Origin of the sequence: Amycolatopsis japonica, from assembly GCF_000732925.1 — a bacterium.
Classification (GTDB): domain Bacteria; phylum Actinomycetota; class Actinomycetes; order Mycobacteriales; family Pseudonocardiaceae; genus Amycolatopsis; species Amycolatopsis japonica.
Window position 1 is genome coordinate 3,185,219 of sequence record NZ_CP008953.1, and the last position, 22,799, is coordinate 3,208,017.

20 protein-coding genes are annotated in these 22,799 nt (G+C 68.3%); 10 read left to right on the forward strand and 10 right to left on the reverse strand.

The features are described from left to right. Positions 1–57: 57 nt before the first annotated feature. Positions 58–921 carry an alkaline phosphatase family protein gene (locus tag AJAP_RS15030; RefSeq protein WP_038511927.1) on the reverse strand — a complete coding sequence of 288 codons (864 nt, stop codon included), beginning with the start codon at positions 919–921 and terminating at the stop codon, positions 58–60. A 346-nt stretch (positions 922–1,267) separates the two neighbouring features. Here AJAP_RS15030 and AJAP_RS15035 point away from each other — a divergent pair, with 346 nt between their 5' ends. Next, positions 1,268–1,903: a MerR family transcriptional regulator gene (locus AJAP_RS15035; RefSeq protein ID WP_038511930.1), complete on the forward strand. Its 636-nt coding sequence runs from the start codon at positions 1,268–1,270 to the stop codon at positions 1,901–1,903. Positions 1,904–1,916: 13 nt separating this feature from the next. Here AJAP_RS15035 and AJAP_RS15040 read toward each other — a convergent pair whose 3' ends face one another. From AJAP_RS15040 to AJAP_RS15055, 4 genes are all read right to left on the reverse strand, one after another. Continuing rightward, on the reverse strand, positions 1,917–3,464 hold the full coding sequence (locus AJAP_RS15040; protein ID WP_228694945.1) for a purple acid phosphatase family protein: 1,548 nt from the start codon (positions 3,462–3,464) through the stop codon (positions 1,917–1,919). 300 nt (positions 3,465–3,764) lie between these two features. Further along, a complete protein-coding gene (locus AJAP_RS15045) occupies positions 3,765–4,034 on the reverse strand; it encodes a hypothetical protein (RefSeq protein ID WP_038511936.1) in 270 nt (89 codons plus the stop codon). A gap of 160 nt (positions 4,035–4,194) precedes the next feature. After that, positions 4,195–6,147 (reverse strand): glycerol kinase GlpK, encoded by a 1,953-nt coding sequence (glpK, locus tag AJAP_RS15050; protein WP_038511939.1) that lies wholly within the window; start codon positions 6,145–6,147, stop codon positions 4,195–4,197. Between the two features lie 13 nt (positions 6,148–6,160). Then, positions 6,161–6,928 carry an IclR family transcriptional regulator gene (locus AJAP_RS15055; RefSeq protein WP_016335197.1) on the reverse strand — a complete coding sequence of 256 codons (768 nt, stop codon included), beginning with the start codon at positions 6,926–6,928 and terminating at the stop codon, positions 6,161–6,163. A gap of 151 nt (positions 6,929–7,079) precedes the next feature. On the opposite strand from AJAP_RS15055, the gene AJAP_RS15060 reads away from it, so the two are divergent. From AJAP_RS15060 to glpD, 3 genes are read left to right on the forward strand one after another with little or no spacing between them, the layout of a single operon-like run. Continuing rightward, positions 7,080–7,901, forward strand: a complete 822-nt coding sequence (locus AJAP_RS15060) for an MIP/aquaporin family protein (protein WP_037339527.1) — start codon at positions 7,080–7,082, stop codon at positions 7,899–7,901. Positions 7,902–7,913: 12 nt separating this feature from the next. After that, on the forward strand, positions 7,914–9,431 hold the full coding sequence (glpK, locus tag AJAP_RS15065) for a glycerol kinase GlpK (protein WP_038511941.1): 1,518 nt from the start codon (positions 7,914–7,916) through the stop codon (positions 9,429–9,431). A gap of 5 nt (positions 9,432–9,436) precedes the next feature. Next, positions 9,437–11,149, forward strand: coding sequence for a glycerol-3-phosphate dehydrogenase (gene glpD, locus AJAP_RS15070; RefSeq protein ID WP_038511944.1), 1,713 nt, complete (start codon positions 9,437–9,439; stop codon positions 11,147–11,149). 88 nt (positions 11,150–11,237) lie between these two features. Here the strand turns inward: glpD and AJAP_RS15075 are convergent, their stop codons facing one another. Then, positions 11,238–11,969, reverse strand: a complete 732-nt coding sequence (locus AJAP_RS15075) for an SDR family oxidoreductase (RefSeq protein WP_038511947.1) — start codon at positions 11,967–11,969, stop codon at positions 11,238–11,240. A gap of 113 nt (positions 11,970–12,082) precedes the next feature. Here AJAP_RS15075 and AJAP_RS15080 point away from each other — a divergent pair, with 113 nt between their 5' ends. Further along, positions 12,083–12,559 (forward strand): Rrf2 family transcriptional regulator, encoded by a 477-nt coding sequence (locus AJAP_RS15080; RefSeq protein WP_038523074.1) that lies wholly within the window; start codon positions 12,083–12,085, stop codon positions 12,557–12,559. Here the strand turns inward: AJAP_RS15080 and AJAP_RS15085 are convergent. After that, positions 12,540–13,850, reverse strand: a complete 1,311-nt coding sequence (locus tag AJAP_RS15085; protein WP_038523076.1) for an MFS transporter — start codon at positions 13,848–13,850, stop codon at positions 12,540–12,542. The genes AJAP_RS15080 and AJAP_RS15085 overlap by 20 nt on opposite strands. A gap of 67 nt (positions 13,851–13,917) precedes the next feature. On the opposite strand from AJAP_RS15085, the gene AJAP_RS15090 reads away from it, so the two are divergent. Then, positions 13,918–14,868, forward strand: a complete 951-nt coding sequence (locus AJAP_RS15090; protein ID WP_038511949.1) for an Lrp/AsnC family transcriptional regulator — start codon at positions 13,918–13,920, stop codon at positions 14,866–14,868. On the opposite strand, the gene AJAP_RS15095 is transcribed toward AJAP_RS15090, so the two are convergent. Continuing rightward, the gene (locus AJAP_RS15095) at positions 14,858–15,664 is read right to left on the reverse strand and encodes an NmrA family NAD(P)-binding protein (protein WP_038511952.1); all 807 of its coding nucleotides are present in this window, start codon (positions 15,662–15,664) and stop codon (positions 14,858–14,860) included. The genes AJAP_RS15090 and AJAP_RS15095 overlap by 11 nt on opposite strands. A gap of 141 nt (positions 15,665–15,805) precedes the next feature. On the opposite strand from AJAP_RS15095, the gene AJAP_RS15100 reads away from it, so the two are divergent. From AJAP_RS15100 to AJAP_RS15115, 4 genes are all read left to right on the forward strand, one after another. After that, positions 15,806–16,021, forward strand: coding sequence for a membrane protein (locus tag AJAP_RS15100; protein WP_038511955.1), 216 nt, complete (start codon positions 15,806–15,808; stop codon positions 16,019–16,021). 159 nt (positions 16,022–16,180) lie between these two features. Next, a complete protein-coding gene (locus tag AJAP_RS15105; RefSeq protein WP_038511958.1) occupies positions 16,181–18,757 on the forward strand; it encodes a glycoside hydrolase family 3 protein in 2,577 nt (858 codons plus the stop codon). A 141-nt stretch (positions 18,758–18,898) separates the two neighbouring features. After that, on the forward strand, positions 18,899–20,104 hold the full coding sequence (locus AJAP_RS15110; protein ID WP_038511960.1) for an MFS transporter: 1,206 nt from the start codon (positions 18,899–18,901) through the stop codon (positions 20,102–20,104). Beyond that, positions 20,098–20,661: a TetR/AcrR family transcriptional regulator gene (locus AJAP_RS15115; protein WP_228694946.1), complete on the forward strand. Its 564-nt coding sequence runs from the start codon at positions 20,098–20,100 to the stop codon at positions 20,659–20,661. The genes AJAP_RS15110 and AJAP_RS15115 overlap by 7 nt, the downstream gene beginning before the upstream one ends. 145 nt (positions 20,662–20,806) lie before the next feature. Here AJAP_RS15115 and AJAP_RS15120 read toward each other — a convergent pair whose 3' ends face one another. Together AJAP_RS15120 and AJAP_RS15125 are read right to left on the reverse strand one after the other, a co-directional pair. After that, positions 20,807–21,772, reverse strand: coding sequence for an aldo/keto reductase (locus tag AJAP_RS15120; RefSeq protein WP_038511963.1), 966 nt, complete (start codon positions 21,770–21,772; stop codon positions 20,807–20,809). Positions 21,773–21,774: 2 nt separating this feature from the next. Beyond that, positions 21,775–22,575, reverse strand: a complete 801-nt coding sequence (locus AJAP_RS15125) for an SDR family oxidoreductase (RefSeq protein WP_038511966.1) — start codon at positions 22,573–22,575, stop codon at positions 21,775–21,777. Positions 22,576–22,799 lie beyond the last annotated feature (224 nt).

Genomic DNA, 22,799 nt, shown 5'->3' on the forward strand with positions numbered 1-22,799 from the left:
CACCCTTCTCCGCCCGCGGGCGCGTCCACAGTGGACACGCCCGCGGGGTTCACCCGGCTACTGCCACACGCTGGTGATCGGCGCCTTGTTGGCCGCGTTGCCGATGCCCGGCAGGCCGAACGACGCCTCCATCGTGCGGAGGATCGAGTAGTGGTTGATGGATTCGCTGTAGCTGCCCGGCTTCACGTGGGCGCCGACGAACGTCGTGAAGATCTGGTTCACCGACGTCCCGCTGTCCTCGTCGAAATTGACGATCAGCAGGCTGTTGTGCGTCTTGGCCCACTGCGCGTACGCGTCGAGGTTCTTCTTCAGCCATTTGTCGCCGGTGTCGACCGAACAGTCGTGCATGTCGCTGCACAGATCCGGGGTCACGAAAGCGACGTGGGGGAGCTTGGTGAAGTCGCTCGGGAACGACGAGAACCTTTTGTTCGCCGACGACGGCACATTGCTGAAGCTGACCCAGCTGTTGTGCTTGCGGGCGTAATTGCCCTTCGTGCAGCCGGTGTAGCCGTCGGAAGGCATGCTTTCCGCGTAACCGACGAACTTCTTGCCGATCCCCGCCAGCTGGGACGCGATGTTCTCCTTGTTCCCGAGATCCTGGCATTTGTTGCTGTCGACACCGTGCGTCGAACCCGCGAACTGGGCGATGTAGTTCGGCTGGCTGGGGTGCGTCGTCCCGTACGCCTTGGTGAACTTGGCGCCCTGTGAGGCGAGCTTGTTGAAGTACGGCGCCTTGGAGCTGCCGCTGATCTCCTTGTAGTCCTTGTTCTCGAACATCACGAGGACGATGTGGTCGAACGCGGGCACTTTCGCCGCGGCGGGCTCTATCGCGACGGCGGGAGTGTCCTGATGGGACACCACCAGCGCCGTGGCCAAACCGGTCGCGGCCACGGCCGCGACCGCGATCCGTTTCCAGAACATGGAAACCTCCTGGGAAAAAAGGTTGAAACTTTGACGACCAACCATCGGGTTCAGCGGCGCTCCGCGGGCGTCGACAGAGTTGAGACATCGGATGTCTCTGGTGCATTTAAACGGCAAAGAAGTCCTCGGCCCATCAAGATCGCCTGACTGGAGTAACCGGGGGTCGTGGAACACCCCAAATCCGGCATTGCTTGGCACGAAACCATGTAAACCGGCCGCTGACCTTGCGTTCGTCGCCGGGAACCGATGAACTTATGGCAACTCGCTGATTCAGCCGGTTGACAGTGGTGCCGCCATTGCCCCGGCTCTGTGGTGTACTCATCCGACCATTGGTTAAGCTGTCGGCGTGAAGCCCTTTTCGTCGAGGCCGGCCGGATACACGATCGAAGAACTTTCCACGATCGTCGGCATGTCGGCGCGCAATATCCGGGCCCATCAGACGCGGGGTCTGCTCGCCCCGCCGGTCCGGCACGGCAGGTCCGCCTACTACGGCCCGGCCCATCTGCGGCGTCTGCGACGCATCACGATGCTGCAGAAACAGGGCTTCAACCTGGTTTCCATCGCCGCGATGCTCGGAACGACCACAGTGGACCGCGCCGAGCGGCTGGACGCGGCGATGGCGGACATCGCCCGCGACCAGCCCGCCGTCGCCCGGTGCCTGGAACGCCACGGCGTGCTGGGCAGGGACGACACGGGAGCCCCGGCGGTCGTGCGTCCGTCCGTTTCGCGCGCGGTGACGGACCTCGCCGTGGCCGGGATCCCGCCCGTCGCCGCCCTGCGGTTCCTCGGGCAGTTCATGGACCGGGTCGCGCCCTTGGCCGGTGAACAGCTGGGCGCGCTGAAAGCTCAGACGGGAGGGGGCTCGGCGGCTCCTCGGGCCTGTTTCGCGGACCTTCTTGTAAGCGCTTTCAAGATCGCCGTGGAAAACGCGGCCGAGGTCACTTTCCCGGTCGGGGAGCCAGGGACCTGGCCGCCGGGGTGACCGCCGCCGCCGGTCAGGAACGCTGCACGATGATCTGGTCGACGAGGGTGCCGTCGGCGCTGATCGCGCGAACGTCCATTTTGGGCGGTGTGGCGCCCGTCCCCGCGACGACGTCGACGGCGACCAGGCTGTAGCCGCGAAACCGGACCCGGGACCAGGTGACCTTCTTCGTGCGGTCCTGGCCGTCGCGTTCCGAGTACTTCATCGGGACGGGGGAGTCGTTGCTCGTCTCATGGCCGAGGTACGTGTCGGGCGCCGGGAACTCGGAGACGCTGCCGCCACCGCCGCCCGCGGTGATGTAGGTCGTCCCGTCCTTGACCGGATTGGTGGTCCCGCGCGAGGGCACCTTCTTGACGGCCTTGCCCGCCCGGATGGGGTCGGTGCGTTCGTAGATGTGGTTGTGGCCGTTGAGCACCAGGTCGACCTGGTACTTGTCGAACAACGGTGCCCAGTCCTTCTGCGCGCCGAGTTCGGCGCCGTTGGAATGGCACGTGGAATACGTGCACTGGTGGCAGTAGACGACGATGAAGTCGATCGTGGGGTCGGCGCGGAAGGCGGCGAGCGTCTTCCCGAGCCATTTGAGCTGCTTGCCCTTCGTGTAGTCCAGATTGGACGGACTGTTGTAGCAGACGTCGTTGCCGTCCAGGCTGATCATGCCGACGTTCTGATAGCGCCACGAGTAGATGCAGGTGGAGCCGTCCCAGGCGTTGTCCGGCATGGTGAAACGCGCCCGCACGCCGCCGTAACCGTCCGCGGAGTACCAGCCCTCCATTTCGTGGTTGCCGAGCGCCATCATCCACGGGATCCCGGCGGTGACCGGTTCGTTCTGCACGAAGAAGGAGTCCCAGAGCCGCGCGTCGTACTGGTCTTCCTCCGGATGCCCGCCCTCGCCTTCGAGCGCGTAGCTCAGGTCGCCCATGGCGAGGTGGAAGGCCGGATCGAGACCCGCGATCAGGCTGCTGGTCGAGACGGCGTTGTAGCCGACGCCCTGGTCGCCGAAAGCGGTGAAGGTGAATGTGCCGTCGCCGCCCGGGGCGGGTGCGGTGCGGAAACTCGCCATCTCGCCGAGCCGGGCGGCGGGGTCGTAGCCCTCGTGTCCGACGACGTAGTAGTACGTGGTGTTGGGCAGGAGGCGGTCGATCCGGGCGTGGAGGTAGTACTGGGTGATCGACTTCGGGCTGTTCGGCGGGACCTCCTCGACCGGGTGCTGCCAGGACATCTGGCTGGTCAGCGCCCGGACCTCGGCCTGGATCGGCGGGCTGAAGTCGCCGGGAACAGTGCCGATCCGGATGAACGGCGCGGTCACCGCCGCCGGCACCTGCCAGGAGACGACGACCTGCTGGGACGGGTCGGCCCCGTAGGCGATATGCCGTCCGAACGGCCGCAGCGCCGAACCGGCGACCTTGTCGGCGTTGAGCAGCACCATCGGCCCGGGGGAGGCCGCGGCCGCGCCCGGGAGCAGGACGCCGCCGGCGGCGAGTGCCGCGCCGCTCACCGCACCCACCCGGAACAGGGTCCGCCGCGAGTACTGATTGACGAACTTGTCGTGTTTCTCGGCCAAGCTGAGCCGACGATAGGCTTGGGACCTGCTGTTTCGGGGAGTTTCGGCCATGAAATTGAAGTTAAGAAGGCTTCTTAACTAAGTCAAGAGGCCGATGGTCGTTGGATGACCGGCTGCATGGAACCGTGCAAGTGACTTCGGGCATAGGGGACTTTGTGCCCGAACGGCGATCACCCGTGATCAGACGGCGCACACACGTGATTGGACAGCGATCATGCGTGATCAGGCGGCGATCATCGTGATCGCCGCTCAATCACGGGTGATCGCCGTTCAATCACGTGAGTTGCGGGTTTGGGACGGTCAGACCAGTTCGGCCGAGACGACGGAGGTCAGGTCGCGCAGCCGGTTCAGCAGGGGTTCGACCTCGGCGGCGTCGATCAGGACGGCGCAGGTCATGGTGCTTTCCCGGACGCCGTCGCGGACGTCGACGGACAGGTCGTGGACCAGGCAGCCGAGCGCCTCGAGCAGGCCGGGGATCTGTTCGACGCCGCCGACGAAGTACGTGGCGATCCGGCGACGGACCAGCATGGACGAGCGAGGGGCGGGAACCTGGAAAGCGGTGATCGACATCGTGGTCTCCGAAGGCGGGAAAACGTACAGGCCATGGAGGGCCAGGTCCCGGGAGATGCCCCGTATCGAGGGGTCGCCGGAATGCGCGCCGGCGACCTGGTTCAGCCGGCGCGCTTGACTACGAGTCGGGTCCAGCGGCGCACGGCGACAGGCTAGCACGTCACGAGAGGCGCAGCCGAGAACCTTGCTCGCGGACGTGCGCGGCGGAGCCGCAGCCGAGGTCCAGCTGCCGCTGCCGCTCGGCGACGAACGCCCGGCCGAGGCCGGTGCGATCCGAAGTGGACAGTGTGCGCCGGAGTTCGTTCAGCAACCCGCGTTCCTCCGCGCGGATATGCGCGTCGACCGAATTCTCCAGCGCTGCCAACGCCTTCTCGGAGTCGGCGGACTCCAGCACGGCCAGTAGTTCGTCCGCGAGCCCGCTCTCCGTCGCATCGGGACGGACGATCCGCTCCGTCGCGGTCGCATGGGCGACCAGAGACGCCGAGAGCTCCGCGATCAGCGCCGGACGGTCGGCCTCGTCGTTGCGGAGGTCGCGGAACAGCTGTTCGATCCGGCGGTGATCGGCCAGGACGACCTCGACCAGGTCGGAACCCGGGGGAGCGGCCGTCGGGCCGGGACGCATCCAGCCGAACGTCAGCTCCACGGCCTGACGCCAGTGCGAGTACTCACTGTCGCGGCGGGCGGGGTCCATCGTCGGCAGCCATTGCCCGGCGCGATGCCAGTTCCGCCGCAGACCCTCCAGGTCCGGCCAGTAACCGACCGACAAACCGGCCGCGTACGCCGCGCCCAGCGACACCGTCTCGGCGACCATCGGGCGCACCACCGGCACGTCGAGGACGTCGGCGACGAACTGCATCAGCAGGTTGTCGGCGGTCATCCCGCCGTCCACCTTGAGCGTCGACAGTGCGAGCCCGGAGTCGGCGTTCATCGCGTCGACCACTTCGCGGGTCTGCCAGCCCGTCGCCTCCAGCACGGCCCTGGCCAGATGCCCCTTGGTGATGTACGACGTCAGCCCGGCGATCACGCCGCGCGCCTCGCTGTGCCAGTGCGGCGCGAACAGGCCGGAGAAGGCGGGCACGATGTAGCAGCCGCCGTTGTCCTCGACCGTCCTCGCCAGCGTCTCGATCTCGGGCGCGCTGCCGATCAGTTCGAGCCCGTCGCGGAACCACTGCACCAGCGAACCGGTGACCGCGATCGACCCTTCGAGCGCGTACACGGCGGGCTCGTCGCCGATCTTGAAGCCGACGGTGGTCAGCATGCCGTGCGCCGAGAGCACCGGCGTCGGACCGGTGTTGAGCAGCAGGAAGCTGCCGGTTCCATACGTGCACTTCGCCTCGCCGGGTGCGAAGCAGGTCTGGCCGAACAGCGCCGCCTGCTGATCGCCGAGCGCCGCCGCGATCCGGATGCCGGGAACCACCCGCGACGTCGTCCCGTACACCTCGGTCGACGGGCGGATCTCCGGCAGCATCGCGCGCGGGACGTCGAAGAACTCCAGCAGTTCGTCGTCCCACGACAGCGTGCGCAGGTTCATCAGCATGGTGCGCGAGGCGTTGGTGACGTCGGTGACGTGGACGCCGCCCTCGGGTCCGCCGGTCAGGTTCCAGATCAGCCAGCTCTCCACCGTCCCGAACAGGACGTCGCCGCGTTCGGCGCGTTCCCGCAGGCCAGGGGTCCGTTCGAGCATCCATCGGATCCGCGGCGCGGAGAAGTACGTGGCCAGCGGCAGCCCGCACAGCCGCCGGACACGATCGGCGCCCGGCTCGCGGGCGAGGTGTTCGAGCATCGCGTCGGTGCGGGTGTCCTGCCAGACGATCGCCCGCCCGACCGGGTTGCCGGTGTGCCGGTCCCACAGCACCGTCGTCTCGCGCTGGTTCGCGATGCCGAGGCCGACCACCTGCCCGGCATCGATGCCTGCGTCGGCCAGCGCCTGCGGCACGATCCGGCCGACGTTGCGCCAGATCTCCGTCGCGTCGTGCTCGACCCAGCCCGGCCGCGGGAAATGCTGCTGGTGTTCGCGCTGCGCGACCGACACCAGCCTGCCGCGCGCGTCGAACAGGATGCACCGTGTCGAGGTGGTGCCCTGGTCGATCGACATCACGTAGCGCTGGACCACGCGAGCACCTCCATCACCATCGGGACGCGCCGAGATCGCGGGAAACCGCCCGTGCCGCGTCGCGCACGTGGCCGAGCAGCCGCGGGATCGGGCTGCCGTCGGCTTCACAGATCCGTTCCGCCGCGCCGGAGACCCCGATCGCGCCGACCACGATGCCGCCGTGGCCGCGGATCGGCGCGGCTATCCCGGCCTCGCCGGTGATCATCTCGCCGTTCTCGCTCGCCCAGCCCGCCTCGCGCACCTTGCCGCAGGCGCGTTTGATCGCGGTCTGGGTGACCAGGGTCCGGCGGGTGTAGGCCTCCGGTCCGCCGGTGCGCAACGATGCCACGAGACCGGTGTCGTAGGCCAGAAGGACTTTCCCGAGCGCCGTCGCGTGCAACGGCAGAAGCGTGCCGACGTCGAGCGTCTGCAGGCTGTCGTCGGGCCGGAACACGTGGTGCACCACCAGGACCCGGCCCTCCAGCGGCGCGCCGATGCGGACGGCCTCACCGCTGCGCGCGGCCAGCGCGTCGGCCCAGTTGATCGCGCGGGAGCGGAGTTCGTTGACGTCGAGGTAGCTCGTGCCGAGGTGCAGGAGCGCCGCGCCCAGTTGGTATTTCCCGGTGTCGCGGTCTTGTTCGACAAAGCCGACCCCTTGCAGGGTACGGAGGATCCCGTGCGCCGTTCCCTTGGCGAGTTCGAGGGAATCGGCGATCTCGCCGACCCCGAGACGGCCTGAACCGCGCGCCAGCAACCGCAGGATCGCGGCGGCGCGCTCGATGGACTGGATCGGACCGGGCACGGCCCAACCGTAGCCCGACCGGCCCTGATTCGACAATGTCGAACATCGTCTTCAGCCGTTCGACAATGCCGACCGGCGTCCGTTGACCCCGCGTTTCCGCGAACTTAACTTCGGCCTCAACAGGGCAACGGTGTCCTTTGTGGAGGAAGCAATGGTGCGAAACCTCAAGGCTCGCGGACTGGCGGGCGAACTGGCGGCGGAGTTCGTCGGGACGATGATCCTCATCCTGTTCGGCTGCGGGGTGGTGGCCCAAGTCGTCGCCGCGGGCATCGGGGACCACGACAGCATCGCGTGGGCGTGGGGAATCGGTGTCACGCTGGGTATCTACGTGGCTTCACGGATCAGCGGCGCGCATCTGAACCCCGCCATCACCGTGGCACTCGCGGTGTTCAAGGGCTTCTCGTGGCGCAAGGTCGCCCCGTATGCCTTGGCGCAGACCGCCGGCGCGTTCCTCGCCGCGCTGCTGGTGCGCTGGAACTACACCGAGGTGCTCAACGCCGCGGACCCCGGCCTGACGATCAAGACGCAGGGCGTGTTCTCCACTCTTCCGGGTAACGGAACCCTGCCGGTGGGTGACTGGGGCGCCTTCCGCGACCAGATCATCGGCACCGCGATCCTGGCTCTGGTGATCTTCGCCATCACCGACCTCCGCAACACCGCGCCTGCCGCGAATCTCGCGCCCGTGGTCGTCGGTTTCCTCGTGGTCGCCATCGGCATGGCCTGGGGCACCAACGCCGGCTACGCGATCAATCCCGCCCGCGACTTCGGCCCGCGCCTGATGTCCTGGCTCACCGGCTACGACACCGCGTTCACCGATCAATACGGCTATCCCTACTGGTGGATCCCGATCGTGGCGCCGGTGATCGGCGCGGTGATCGGCGGGGCGATCTACAAGTTCTTCATCGAGCGTTACCTGCCCGCCGAACCGGCACCGGAAGCCTTGCCCGCCAAGGACATCGAGCGCGTTTCCTAAGGAGAGAAACCCATGTCTGATTACATCGGCGCCGTCGACCAGGGCACCACCAGCACGCGTTTCATGATCTTCGACCACGGCGGCAACGAGATCGCCCGCCACCAGCTCGAGCACGAGCAGATCCTCCCCAAGCCGGGCTGGGTCGAGCACGACGCCACCGAGATCTGGGAGCGGACCCGCTCGGTCATCGCCACCGCGCTCAACAAGGCGAAGCTGACCGCCGCCGACCTCGCGTCGCTCGGCATCACCAACCAGCGTGAGACCACCGTCGTGTGGAACCGCCGCACCGGGCGGCCGTACTGCAACGCCATCGTGTGGCAGGACACCCGCACCGACCGGATCGCCTCGGCGCTCGAACGCGAGGGCAAGGGCGACGTCATCCGGCGGAAGGCCGGTCTGCCGCCCGCCACCTACTTCTCCGGCGGCAAGCTGCAGTGGATCCTGGAGAACGTCGAGGGCGTCCGCGAAGACGCCGAAAAGGGTGACGCGCTCTTCGGCACCACCGACAGCTGGCTCATCTGGAACCTCACCGGCGGGCCCGACGGCGGCGTGCACGTGACGGATCCGACCAACGCGTCGCGCACCATGCTCATGGACCTGGAAACACTGGAGTGGGACGACGAACTGCTGTCGTTCTTCGGTGTCCCCAAGCAGATGCTGCCGTCGATCGCGCCGTCGTCGAACAACGGCCGCTTCGGCGTGACCCGCGCGGACGGCCCGCTCGGCGGCGAGGTCGCCATCACCGGCGTGCTCGGCGACCAGCAGGCGGCGACCGTCGGCCAGGTGTGCTTCCGCCCCGGCGAGGCCAAGAACACTTACGGCACCGGAAACTTCCTGCTCCTCAACACCGGGCACGAGGTCGTGCGGTCGAAGCACGGGCTGCTCACGACGCTGGCCTACCAGTTCGGTGACGAGAAGCCGGTGTACGCGCTGGAAGGCTCCATCGCCGTCACGGGTTCCGCCGTGCAGTGGCTGCGCGACCAGCTGGGCATCATCAGCGGCGCGTCCCAGAGCGAGAGCCTCGCGCGCCAGGTCGAGGACAACGGCGGCGTCTACTTCGTCCCCGCGTTCTCCGGGCTTTTCGCCCCGTACTGGCGTTCCGACGCCCGCGGCGCGATCGTCGGCCTCACCCGCGCCACCACCAACGCGCATCTGGCGCGGGCGACCCTCGAAGCGATCTGCTACCAGACCCGCGACGTCGTCGAGGCCATGCAGAACGACTCCGGCGTCACGCTCGACGTGTTGCGTGTGGACGGTGGCGTGACCGCCAACGAACTCTGCATGCAGCTGCAGGCCGACATCCTCGGCGTGCCGGTGTCGAAGCCGGTCGTCGCCGAGACCACCGCGCTCGGTGCCGCCTACGCGGCCGGGCTCGCCGTCGGGTTCTGGAAGAGCACCGACGAGCTGGAACAGAACTGGAACGAGGACAAGCGCTGGGAGCCGTCGTGGACGGACGAACAGCGCGCCGAGGGCTACGCGGGCTGGCAGAAGGCCGTCGGCCGCACGCTCGACTGGGTCGAGGTCGAGTGAGCCCGATGAACAGGAGGAACAAGGTGACACCCGTACCGCTTTCCCCGGTCTACCGTGCCGAGACGCTGCGCAAGCTCGCTCGTGAGGAGATCGACGTGCTCGTCGTCGGCGGGGGAGTGACCGGTGCCGGCGTCGCACTCGACGCGGCGTCGCGCGGACTCTCCGTCGCGCTCGTCGAGGCCCGCGACTTCGCCGCCGGAACGTCGAGCCGGTCGTCGAAGCTGATCCACGGTGGGCTGCGTTATCTGGAGAACCTGGACTTCAAGCTGGTCCGCGAGGCGCTGAAGGAACGCAGCCTGCTCCTGCAGACCCTCGCGCCGCACTTGGTCCGGCCGGTGAAGTTCCTGGTGCCGCTCAAGCACCGCGTCTGGGAACGCGGCTACATCGGCGCGGGTGTCACGCTGTACGACACCCTCGGCGGAGCGCGGGCCCTGCCGCGGCACCGGCATCTGTCGAAGCGCGGCGCGGGCAAGGTCGCGCCCGGCCTCGCGGACGACGCCCTGATCGGCGCCATCCAGTACTACGACGCCCAGGTCGACGACGCCCGTCACACGATGACCATCGCGCGGACCGCGGCCGAGCAAGGTGCTTCCGTCCTCACCCGGGCGCGGGTGACCTCGCTGATCTGCGACGGCGAACGTGTCGTCGGGGCCAAGGTCGTCGACCGCGAGAGCGGTGCGGAGATCGAGGTCCGGGCGAAGACGGTCGTCGCGGCGACCGGCGTGTGGAGCGACGACATGGCGGAAGCGGCGGGCATCCCCGCGCCGTTCACCGTGCGTGCTTCGAAGGGTATCCACCTGGTGGTGCCGCGCGAGAAGATCGACCTGGACACTGGGCTGATCCTGCGCACCGAGAAGAGCGTGCTGTTCGTCATCCCGTGGGGACGGCACTGGATCGTCGGCACCACCGACACCGAATGGGACCTCGACCGCGAGCACCCGGCGGCCAGCCAGGCGGACGTCGACTACGTGCTCGACCACCTCAACGCCGTCCTTCGCACGCCGCTCACCGCCGACGACATCGAAGGCGTGTACGCGGGGCTTCGGCCGCTGCTGGCCGCGAAGGCGACGTCGACCACGAAGCTGTCGCGGGAGCACGCCGTCGCGCATCCGGTGCCGGGTCTGGTGATCGTGGCCGGCGGCAAGTACACGACGTACCGGGTGATGGCCGCCGACGCGGTCGACGTCGCGGTGGAGGACCTCGGCCGCCCCGCGCCGTCGTCGTGGACCGAGCGGCTGCCGATCGTCGGCGCGACCGGCTATCACGAGATGTGGGGCGCGCGGCACTCGCTCGTGCAGCGCACGGGGCTGCCCATCGCCCGCATCGAGCATCTCCTCCAGCGCTACGGCACCGCGATCGAGGACATCCTGGAGTCGATCTCGGAGCGTCCTGAACTGGGTGAAGCGATCCCGGGGACCGCGGAGTACCTGAAGGCGGAGGTCGTTTACGCGGTCTCGCACGAGGGCGCGCTGCACCTGGAGGACGTCCTGACGCGGCGCACCCGGATCTCCATCGAGGAGCGGGATCGCGGCGTGACCGCGGCGCCGGTGGTGGCCGCGCTGATGGCGCCGCTGCTGGGCTGGGACTCGCACAAGCAGGAGCGCGAGGTCGCCAACTACCTCGCGCGGGTCGAGGCGGAACGGTCCGCGCAGGCCCAGCCGGACGACGAGGCGGCGAACGCCAGCCGTCTCGCGGCTCCGGCGCTGCTGCCCAGCTGACGTGGGCTGAAGGGGCCCTTCGCCGCATGCGACGCGGCGAAGGGGCCCTTCGCCGCGTCGCATGCGGTCATGGTTCCCTTCAGCCCGGCTACTTGAGCCAGTCGAGGTAGCGGGTCTCGGCGATGCGGGCGCCGTCCTTCGTGGTGAGCACGTCACCCTTGACGGCGGAGAACATGCCCGCGGTCTCGTCGACGGTCACCGGACGCGTGTCTCCCTTGGCGGACAAGGTGATCCGGCCCAGTTCGTCCAGCGGATAGACGTCCGGGCCGCCCACGTCGAGGGTGCCGTTCAACGGCTTTCCCGCCGAGACCTCGGAAACCGCGGCGGCGACGTCGGCCGCGGCGATCGGCTGGATCGGCGTGCTGGGCAGGCGGACGGCGGTCTCGTCCGAGGTCCAGGACAGGACCGCGTCGACGAATTCCATGAACTGGGTGGCGCGGACGATCGAGTAGGGGACACCGCTCTCCTTGAGGATGTCCTCCTGCAGGGTCTTGGCCCGGTAGTAGTCGAGCTGCGGCACCTGGTCGACGCCGACGATCGACAGGATCACGAAATGCCCGGTGCCCGCCTTCTTCGCGGCCGCCACGAGGTTGTCCATCGACGTCCGGAAGAACGCGGGGGAGGCGTCGTCGAAAGTCGGCGAGTTCGTCAGGTTGACGACCACGTCGGCGCCGTCGAGCGCGGTGTCCAGGCCCTGGCCGGTGAGCAGGTCGACCCCGGTGGACGGCGAATGCGGCACCGCATCGTGACCCGCCTCGTTCAGGTTGCGCACGACCTGCGAGCCGATCAGCCCGGTCCCGCCGATGATCGCGAATTTCATGACCCAGTGCCCTTCGTCGGTGGCGCCCGCAAACCCGGACACCGAATGTCCGAGATATTACTCGGATACATTGTGTCCGAGTCAAGAGGCGGGTTAGAGTCATCCGGGTGAAGATGTCCGGTGGGGTCGAGTGGGCCCTGCACTGCTGTGTCGTGTTGACCTCCGTCGACGAGCCCGCGCCCGCCGCGCGCTTGGCGCAGCTTCACGACGTCTCGCCGAGCTACCTCGCGAAGCAGCTCCAAGCGCTTTCCCGGGCCGATCTCATCCGGTCGGTGCAGGGGAAGGCCGGCGGCTACGTCCTCACCAGGCCGCCTTCGGAGATCACGGTGCTCGACGTCGTCGAGGCCATCGACGGACCCGGCCCGGCCTTCCTCTGCACCGAGATCCGGCAGCGCGGCCCGATGGCGACGCCGCCCGAGGCGTGCACGACGCCGTGCGCCATCAGCCGCGCGATGGCGAACGCCGAGGTTCAGTGGCGGGCGGCGTTGCGCGCCGTCACCATCGCGGATCTGGCCGACGATGTCCGGGGTGACTACGGTCCGGGCGCGCTCGCCGGGATCGGCGCGTGGTTCAAGGCCGCCGAGGGGTAGCGAAGGCGCCGGTCCGGGGCATCAGCACGGTCGCGACCATGGTCGCCACCACCAGCACCGCCGCGAGCGAGAACGCCCCCACCACGGAACGACCGTGCAGGAAGACACTACCGAACACCGCGATGCCCAGCGTCGCACCGACTTGCTGCACCGCGTTCAGCAGGCCCGCCGCGGAGCCGGTCTCCTGTGGGCGGACGACGGACAGCGCCGCGGTGAAGAACGGCACCGTGAACAGCCCGAGGCCGAGCCCGCCGATCCCGAGTGCGATCGGCAATGTGCCACCGAGAGCCAGCAGGATTCCCGCGAGCAGCAGCGCAAGACCGGCGAAGGCGACACGTGATCCGTGCCGGGGAACGAGCCATTTGCCCGCCACCCACGAGGAAATCGCCAGCCCGCCCGACCACGGCAGCAGCGTCAGCCCGGACGCGAGTACGCCGAGCCCTTCGTCGAGTTGCTGGTGCAGGACCACCACGAGCATCAACCCGTTCATCACGGCGAAGAACAGGGTCGACGCCGCCAGTGCCGCGGGGAAACCGCGGTGTTCGAACAGACTCGGCTCGACCAGCGGATGACGCCGGTTCCGCTGATGGAACCCGAACAGCACCAGCACGGCGGCGCCCGCGGCGAAAAGCGCCCAGTTCCACCTGTCGAGCAACGGGTACACAACGAGTCCCATGCCGAGCGAAGCGAGCAAGGTGCCCTGCACGTCCAGCCGGACCGGATGCTCGGCGCGGTCTTCCGGCAGCGTCCGTCCCGCCACGAGCACCGCGAGCGAGATCGGCACGTTCACCAGGAACGCCGCCCGCCACGACACCAGATCCGTCAGCAGGGCGCCGAGCAACGGCCCGCTCACGGCGGACAGGCCGACCACCGGCCCGTTCCAGCCCAGCGCCGCCGCCAGCGCCGGGCCGGAGAACATGGCCTTGATCAACCCGAAGGTCTGCGGGATCACCAGCGCCGCCGCCATGCCCTGGACCGCTCGCGCGCCGATGAGGACGCCGGTGCCCGGTGCGAGCGCGCAGCACAGTGAGGCCAGGGCGAACATCGTCACACCGCACAGGAACACGCGGCGGCGGCCCAGCAGGTCGCCGAGCCTGCCGCCGGTGAAGAGGAGCATCGCGAACGGGAGCGTGTACGCGGCGCCGAACCAGGGGATGGCGGAAGCGGGGCCGCCGAGGTCGGCGTGGATCGCCGGGCCGGCGACCTGGGTGATCGTCGCGTCCAGCACGTTCATCGCCTCCGCCGCGAGCAGCGTGGCGAGCGGAACCGATCCGGTCTTCGTCAGTTGCATGAACGGGATCGTGCGGCGAGGATGACTTTTGTTCCCTGAAACCCGGATCGAATGGACGAAATATTCCATGCTCGACGACATCGACCGCGCTTTGATCCACGCGCTGCAGATCGACGCCCGTGCGCCGTTCAGCCGGATCGGGGCGGTCCTCAGTGTCTCGACCCAGACCGTCGCCCGGCGCTATCAGCGGCTCCGGGCCGAATCCGGGTTACGCGTGGTGGGCCTGCCCGATCCCGACCGGACGGGGCTGACGCAGTGGCTCGTCCGGCTGAGCGCGCAGCCCGCCGCCGCGCGGACGCTCGCTCGTTCGCTGGCCCGGCGGCCGGACACGTCGTGGGTCAAGCTCACCTCCGGCGGCACGGAGATCGTGACGATCGCGCATACGCCGCGGCACGCGCAGAGCGCCATGCTGTTGCACGACATCCCGCGGGCCGCGAGTGTCACGGCGGTGTCCGCGCATTTCATCCTGCACACCTACCTCGGCGGCCCGACGGCGTGGCGCGGCCGGGTCGCCGCGCTGACCGAGGAGCAGCAGGAAGCGTTGCGACCGACGGAATCCGTCGGCGAGGAGAGCCCGCTGACGGCGGCGGATCACGCGCTGATCGCCGCCCTCCGCCGCGACGGCCGGGCGAGTATCGCGGACCTGGCCGCGGCGGCGGGCCTCGCCCCGGCGACGGCGGCCCGCCGCCTGGCGGATCTGCGCGCGCGAGGCGCGCTCTTCTTCGACGTCGAGATCAGCGCGGCCCTGTACGGCGTGACCACCCAGGCGTTCCTGTGGATGGCCGTCGCGCCGGCGGATCTCGACGAGGTGGCGACGACGCTGGCCACTCACGAGGAGCTGGCCGTCGTCGTCGCCACGACCGGGCCCACCAACCTGGCCGCGCAGGCGTTGTGCCCGGACCCCGCCGCGCTGCACCACTACCTCACGCACCGGCTGGGCGCGTTGCGGGCGATCCACACGGTGCACACCGCGCCGGTGCTGGAAATCGTGAAGGCGGTCGGACCGCTCACGGCCTGAATCGGTCGGCGTGTTCGGCGACCCACTGCGCGAACGTGCGGGCGGGTCGTCCGGTCACCTTCTCGATCGTGCCGACGACGGTTCGCGCCTCCACGGGCGGATCGCTGTGCCAGCCGACGACGTACTCGGCGTCCGCGACCGAAACGCCTTCGGCCAGCAGCCGGTCGATCGCCTGTTGCCGCGTGATCTGCTCCAGTGTGATGTCACGGCCGACCGCGGAGCCGAGGATCGCGATCCGTTCGCTCGTGGTCAGGGCCTGCGGCCCGGTGAGGTTGTAGACCTTGCCCGAATGCCCGTCCTCCACGAGTGCGGTGGCGGCGACGGCGCCGATGTCGCCCTCGTGCACCACGGCGCTCGGAAGGTCGAACGGCTCCCGGATCACGCCCTCGGCGCGGACGGAGTCGACCCAGGTCAGGGCGTTGGACATGAACTCCTGCGGCTCCAGGCGCGTCCATTCCACCCCGGATTCGGCCATGGCCTGTTCCGTCGGCCCGACGTAACCGCCCCACACGATGGTCATCCGGCGCACGCCCGCGTCCACGGCACGCTTGACCAGATCGACGCCGACATCCGCGAGTCCCGCCGTGACCGTGATGTGCAGCTTGGTGACACCTGCCAAGGCCTCGGTCAAGGTCTCCGGCGCGGTGTGGGTGCCTTCCACGAGTTCGACACCCGCCGGAAGCCGGGCTTCGGCGGGGTTCCTGGTGAGTGCCCGGACGCGTTCCCCACGGCGGAGGAGTTCGGCCACCACGTGGCGGCCGGTGTTCCCGGTCGCTCCGGTTACCAAGACGGTCATGAGTGATTCCCTTCGTTTTCCGCGAAGATAAAAGCTCAAGTAATGTGGAGGTCAAGCGGACCGATCAGGAATCGAGAAGCATCGGTGCCCACGGGATCCCTAGCGTCTTCGCCACAGGCAAAACGACTCCAGGAGGTTCTCGTGAGCAAGCGGATCCGGAAGTTCCACCGGTGGACGTCGCTCGTCTTCGTCGCCACCGTCATCGTGTGCTTCGTCGTGGTGGCGCAGGGCGACCCGGCGCAGTGGGTGCTCTACACGCCGCTGCCGCCGCTCTTCCTGCTGATGTTCAGCGGGCTGTACCTGTTCGCGCTGCCGTACACCGCCAAGCGGCGCAATCGGCGGCGGGTGGCCGGGTAAGTCTTAGTTCACGGCAAAAATTAACAGGTGGCATATCGGCCGGAAACTCTTGACGCCGCCGCCTGGTCCGGTGAGGATCGGCCGGTCCCCGCCTTCCGCAGAATGGACCAGACCATGGCAAGACGTGCTCGCGCGCGCCGAAGTCCGCTGATCGCCTTGATGAGTCTCACCCTGCTCGGCGGGACCGTGGTGGCCACGCCCGCCGCCGTCGCCGCCGAGCAGCCGGTGATCGGGAAACCCGCGCTCGACCGGGACGGCTGCGCCCGCATCGAGAAGAGCCTGCCGACGCTCGCCGACTGGCCGAAGGTCGAGAGCCGGTTCAAGGGCAAGGCCGGTGACGAACAGCGGATCGCCAGGATCCTCGAGGGGATGACCCTGGAGGAGAAGGTCGGGCAGATGACGCAGCCCGAGATCGCCGCGATCACCCCCGACGAGGTCCGGCAGTACTCGATCGGCTCGGTCCTCAACGGCGGCGGCTCGTGGCCGAACAAGGACAAGCACGCCTCCCAGCAGGACTGGCTGAAACTCGCCGATTCCTATTGGGACGCCGCGAAGGGCAGCAGGACGAAGATCCCGGTGATCTGGGGCATCGACGCCGTGCACGGCAACAACAACGTGTACGGGGCCACCGTCTTCCCGCACAACATCGGGCTCGGCGCGGCGCACGACCCGTGCCTGGTGCGCGACATCTCCGCGGCGACGGCCCGGCAGATCCGCGCCACCGGCCAGGATTGGGCCTTCGCGCCGACGCTGGCCGTCGTGAAGGACGACCGCTGGGGACGCACCTACGAAGGGTTCTCCGAGGACCCGCGGATCACCAGGGCCTACGGCTACGAGGCGATCAACGGTCTCCAGGACGGCTCCACCAAACGCATCGGCTACAACGGCGTGATCGGCACCGCCAAGCACTTCATCGGTGACGGCGGCACCCTCAAGGGACAGGATCAGGGCGTCAACCCGTCGTCCGAAGCCGAGATGATCAACGTCCACGGCCAGGGTTACTACGGCGCGCTCGCCGCGGGCTCCCAGACCGTGATGGTGTCGTTCAACAGCTGGACCAACGCCGAGCTGGGCATCGACGAGGGCAAGCTGCACGGCAGTGACAAGGCGCTGAACCAGATCCTCAAGGGCAAGATGGGCTTCGACGGCCTCGTCGTGTCGGACTGGAACGGTATCGGCCAGGTTCCGGGCTGTACCAACGCCTCCTGCCCGCAGGCGATCAACGCCGGCATCGACATCGTGATGGTGCCGAACGACTGGAAGGCGTTCATCACCAACACCGTCGCCCAGGTGAATTCCGGCCAGATCCCGGTCTCGCGGATCGACGACGCGGTGACCCGTATCCTGCGCGTCAAGCTGCGCTCCGGGCTGTACGAGTCGCAGAAGCCGTCGGACCGGTCCTATGCCAACTCCGACGAAGCGCTGAAGGAGACCTGGCTGGCGCGCGACGCGGTCCGTTCCTCGCAGACGTTGCTGAAGAACAACGGCAACGTGCTGCCGCTCAAGCCGAAGTCGAAGGTGCTCGTCGTCGGCAAGAGCGCGGACAGCATCCAGAACCAGACCGGCGGCTGGACGCTGAGCTGGCAGGGGACCGGCAACACCAACGCAGACTTCCCGAACGCCACGTCGATCCTGGCCGGGCTCAAGCAGCAACTCGGTGACGGCAACGTCACCTTCGACGAGAAGGGCGACACCGACCCGAAGGGCTACGACGCGGTCATCGCCGTCATCGGCGAGACCCCGTACGCGGAAGGCGTCGGCGACCTGACGCGCAAGACGCTGGAGGCTTCGAAGCTCTACCCCGAGGATCTGGCCGTGCTCGACAAGGTCCGCGGGAAGAGTGCTCCGGTCGTCACCGTCTACGTCGGCGGCCGCCCGCTGTACATGAACAAGGAGATCAACCGCTCCGACGCGTTCGTCGCGGCCTGGCTGCCGGGTACCGAAGGGGGCGGCGTCGCGGATGTCCTGGTCAAGGGTGGCTTCAAGGGCACGCTGCCGTACTCGTGGCCGAAGAGCGCGTGCCAGACGCCGCTGAACGCGGGTTCGGCTGACTACGACCCGCTGTTCAAACTCGGCTACGGGCTCAAGACCGGGCAGCGCGTCACGGTCGGGCAGCTCGACGAGACGACCGGGCCGGTGGCGTGTGGCTCGACCGGTGGCGGCGGTACCGCGACCGAGGACCTCGAGGTGTTCAACCGCACCGATGTCGCGCCGTACAAGGGTTTCATCGGTTCCGCGGAGAATTGGGGCGGTACCGAGATCGGCCCCGACGGCACCGCTTCACACGCCGAGATCACCGTCGTGCAGTCGGACGTGAACGTGCAGCAGGACGGGCTCAAGTCGACCTGGACCGGCACCGGCCCGGCGCAGATCTACTTCCAGAACCCGGCCGGTACCAACGATCTTCGGGGTTACCTCAACGCCGACGCGGCGCTGGAGTTCGACACGGTCGTGCACGAGGCGCCGGCCAACCGGACCGTGATCAGCATGCATTGCGTCTACCCGTGCTTCTCCGAGGTGAACGCGACCAAGCTGTTCACCGATCTCGCGGGCGCGCCGAAGTCGACGGTGAAGATCCCGGTGTCGTGCTTCGCGAACGGGCTGGATCTGGAGAACGTCAACACGCCGTTCCTGGTGTACACCGACGGCCGGTTCTCGGCTTCGTTCGCGAACGTGCGGTGGGTGCCCAAGGGGGCGCAGGATCCTGACGCGAGACCCTGCTCGAGCCTGAACTGAGTTTCATCGCGAGGGGTCCTTCCAGAGTCTGGGAAGGACCCCTCGTCGTGTCTCAGGCCGTTTGCGGGGAGTGCCTTCCGCAGGTATAAAGTGTAACGACTGTTCAAAATGTAACAGTCGTTCAACTTGTGGGGGTTTGCCGTGCCGGGCCGGTATCGAGAGCTGTTCTCCGCGAAGGGCTCCTTCGCCTTCTTCGCCGCGGGGTTGGTCGCCAGGATGCCGGTCCCCATGACGGGAATCGGCATCATCACGATGCTGGCGCAGACGCGGGGCGACTACGGGCTCGCCGGTCTGGTCTCGGCGACGTTCACACTGTCCATGGCGCTGCTCGGGCCTCAGGTCTCGAGGCTGGTGGACCGCCGGGGGCAGAGCCGGATCCTGATGCCGGCGACTGGGATCAGTGTGATGGCGCTCGGCGCGCTCCTGCTCTGCGCCCGCTTCGGGGCGCCGGTCTGGACGCTGTACGTGTCCGCGGTCCTGGCCGGGTTCATGCCCAGCATGGCGGCGATGGTCCGGGCCAGGTGGTCGTGGCTGTACCACGGCTCGCCTCGACTGCACACGGCTTTCGCGTTGGAGTCGGTGGTCGACGAACTGACCTTCGTCATCGGGCCCGCGCTGTCGGTGGCGTTGTGCACCACCGCGTTCCCCGAGGCCGGGCCGCTGGTCGCCGTGGTGTTCCTCGCGATCGGAGTGGTGCTCTTCGTCGCGCAACGCGGGACAGAACCGCCCGTGCGGCCGACGACCGGATCGGCCGGAATCTCGCCTGTCCGGATGGGTGCGGTGCGGGTACTGGTGCTGACGCTGATGGCGGGCGGCATCATCGTCGGCACGGTCGACGTCGTCAGTGTGGCGTTCGCGGAGCGATCCGGATCGCCGTCGGCCGCGGGGGTGGTCGTGTCCGTTTACGCGGTGGGCTCCGCCATCTCAGGACTGGTCTTCGGGACGCTCAAACCGGCCATGACACCGCCTCGGTTGCTCCTGATCGGTACCGCCGGCACGGCCGCGAGCGCGGTGCCGCTGCTGCTCGTGGACGACGTCGTGGGTTTGTGCGCGGTGGTGTTCGTCGCCGGGTTGTTCTTCTCTCCCACGATGATCGTCGTCATGGGGATGATCGAAACGGTCGTCTCCGCGGAGAAACTGACCGAAGGGATGACATGGGCGATCACGGGCCTCAGCGTCGGGGTCGCGTTGGGTGCCGCGGTGTCCGGTGAGGCCGTCGACCGGTTCGGGCCCGGCGGCGGATTCGCTGTGGCGGTCGCCGCCGGTGCTTTGATCATCCTCGTCGCTCTGCTCTCGTATCCTCTGCTGAGCAGGAAGACCGTGACCAGCGAGGAGGTGGCGTGCTGAACGAGCCGATCACCGACGGCCGTCTCGCCAAGGGGGAGCGGCGCAAACGGGAATTGATCGAGGCCACCCTGCGCATCGTCGCGAGGGAAGGGGTTTCGGGGGTCAGCCACCGCACCGTCGCCCGCGAGGCCGGCTTGCCCGCGACTGCGGCCGCGTACCACTTCCAGGGGATCGAGGAGCTGCTGACCGCCGCGCTCACCTGGTGCATGGACGAGGACGCCGAGCGGATGCGGGTACTCGCCGCCGAGGCCGACGGCGGTGAGGACGCGCTGCGGCGGTTCGCCACCTTGCTGGCCGAAGTCGTCGCCAGACCCGGGCATCTGCTGGCGGAGTACGAGCTGTATCTCTTGGCGGCACGAGAGCCGAAGCTCCGCGAGTCGACTGATCGCTGGATGGCGGCGTTGGCGGATTTCGCACGCCGATTCACCCGTGATCCGGTACGGGTCGAGATGCTGGTCGCGTTGGTGGACGGTGTTCTTCTGCAGGGATTGCTGCGCGACGAACCGCCGACGGCGGAGCGGTTCGAGGCCCTCCTGCGGACCGCTTTGGGCTCGTGAGTGCCACTCTCGAGTCTGAACTGAAGTACATGAAGGCCCCCTTCCTTGCGTCTAGCGCAAGGAAGGGGGCCTTCATGTACTTGGGAAGCCCTCTACGCGCCGCCGCTGTGGCTGCTGGTGCACGTGGGACTTACGAGACAGGGCGTCAGGTGGTCGCCGGAGGTGACCAGGTCAGCCGCGGATCCGTCTGCACGAAGCTGCCCAGCAGGTGATCGATCCGCGTCAGCGCGTCGAGGTCCAGCACCACCCCGGCCGCCTTCGCGTTCTCGGTCACCTGGGCGGCGGTGCTCGCGCCCATCACCACCGAAGCGACGGTGTTGTGCTGCAACGTCCACGCGAGCGCCAGCTGGGCCATGGTCAGTCCGGCCTCGTCGGCGACGCCGCGCAGCATGCCGACGCGTTCGAGGAGGTCCGGCAGGAGCAACGGCCGCGTCTCGACCGCCTTCGCGCCTCGTGAGCCCGGCGGGATCTCGCCCGGCCGGTACTTGCCGGTCAGCACGCCCTGCGCGAGGGGGACCGACGCGAACTGGCCGATGCCGGACCGTTCGCAGACCGGCATCACCTGGGCCTCGGCGACCCGCCAGAGCATCGAGTAATGCGGCTGGTTCGCCACCAGCGGGACGCCGTGCCGTTCGGCGATCGGCCGCGCTTCCAGCAGCTGTTCCGCCGTCCATTCCGCGGTGCCGGCGTAGAGGATCTTCCCCTGCCGCACCAGATCCGACAGCGCGAGGAACGTCTCCTCCAGCGGCGTGCGGTAGTCGAACCGCAGCAACTGGTAGACGTCGATGTAGTCGGTGCGCAGACGCCGCAGCGAGCCGTTCACCGAGGTCACCAAGTGCTTGCGGCTGAGGCCCGCGTCGTTGGCACCCGGGCCTTCCGGCCAGAAGACACCGGTGCACAGGACGAGATCGTCGCGACGCGCGTGGCTCAGCGCCTCGGCGAGGTTCTCTTCGGCGGCACCGCCGTCCCAGGCGGCCGCGGTGTGGAAGGTCGTGATGCCCGCGTCGAGTGCGGCCTGCACGCATTCCGCGCCGTCGGGGTGCGTGAGCCAGTTGCCGTAGGAGATCTCACTGACGGAAAGCCCGCTCGCGCCGAGCCTGCGGTACTCCATGGTCACCTCTTCCGCGCGCCGGTTTCGAGGATGGTGCGGTCGATCCATTCGTCGAGCCCGGCCGCCTTGCGGGCGTAGGTCTCCCGCACCGATTCGTGCGGCAGGATCAGGAACTCCTCCGACGCAAGCCCGTGCACGACGGACTCCGCGACGTCCTCCGGCTCCAGCAGCGGTGCCGCGGCGGCGATCGCGAGCGCGGCGGGGTGACCGGCGGCGATACCCGGCTCCAGCAGCGCGGTCCGCACACCGAGCGGGCACAGCGCGCTGACCCGCACCCCGCGCGGCCGGTAGGTGATGGCCAGCCATTCGGCGAGCCCGACGGCCGCGTGCTTGGTCACCGAGTACGGCGCGTCGCCGGGAGTGCCCAGCAGGCCCGCGCCCGACGCCGTGATCAGCAGATATCCGTGGCCCCGGCTCAGCATCGCTGGGAGCGCGACCTGTGCGGCGTGCACATGCTGCATGACGTTGATCGCCCACGACCGCGTCCACTGTTCGTCCGCGGCGTGCACGCCCGTCCCGAACGCGGCACCGGCGTTGGAGCAGAAGAGGTCCACCGGGCCGAACGCCGCGCGGGCCTCGGTCACCAGCATCTTCAAGTCCTCTTTGGACGACGCGTCGGCGTGGCGCGCGATCGCGGTGCCGCCCGAGGCGGTGATCCCGGCGACGACCTCGTCCGCGGCCTCGAGATCGAGATCGGAGACCACCACCCCGGCCGCGCCCTCGGCGGCGAACCGCCTGGCCATGGCGGCGCCGATACCGTGTGCCGCGCCGGTCAGCACGACGACCCGTCCTGTCACTTCCACATGCGCTCCATGGTTATCGATTCTGCGTTCTATGACAATTCTTCTGTTTTGTCATGCCGGTGAGCAATGATTTCTTCAAATCGCCGACGACCGTGATAAAAGTGCAGGTCAGGGGCTTGTTCCGCACGTGTCGACATATTTGTTTCCGGCGCCGGACTTTAGCATGCGTTCCCTTGTTTTCCGAGTTTTCACACGAGAGTATTGCGCTCTCTGCGGCAAGTAGG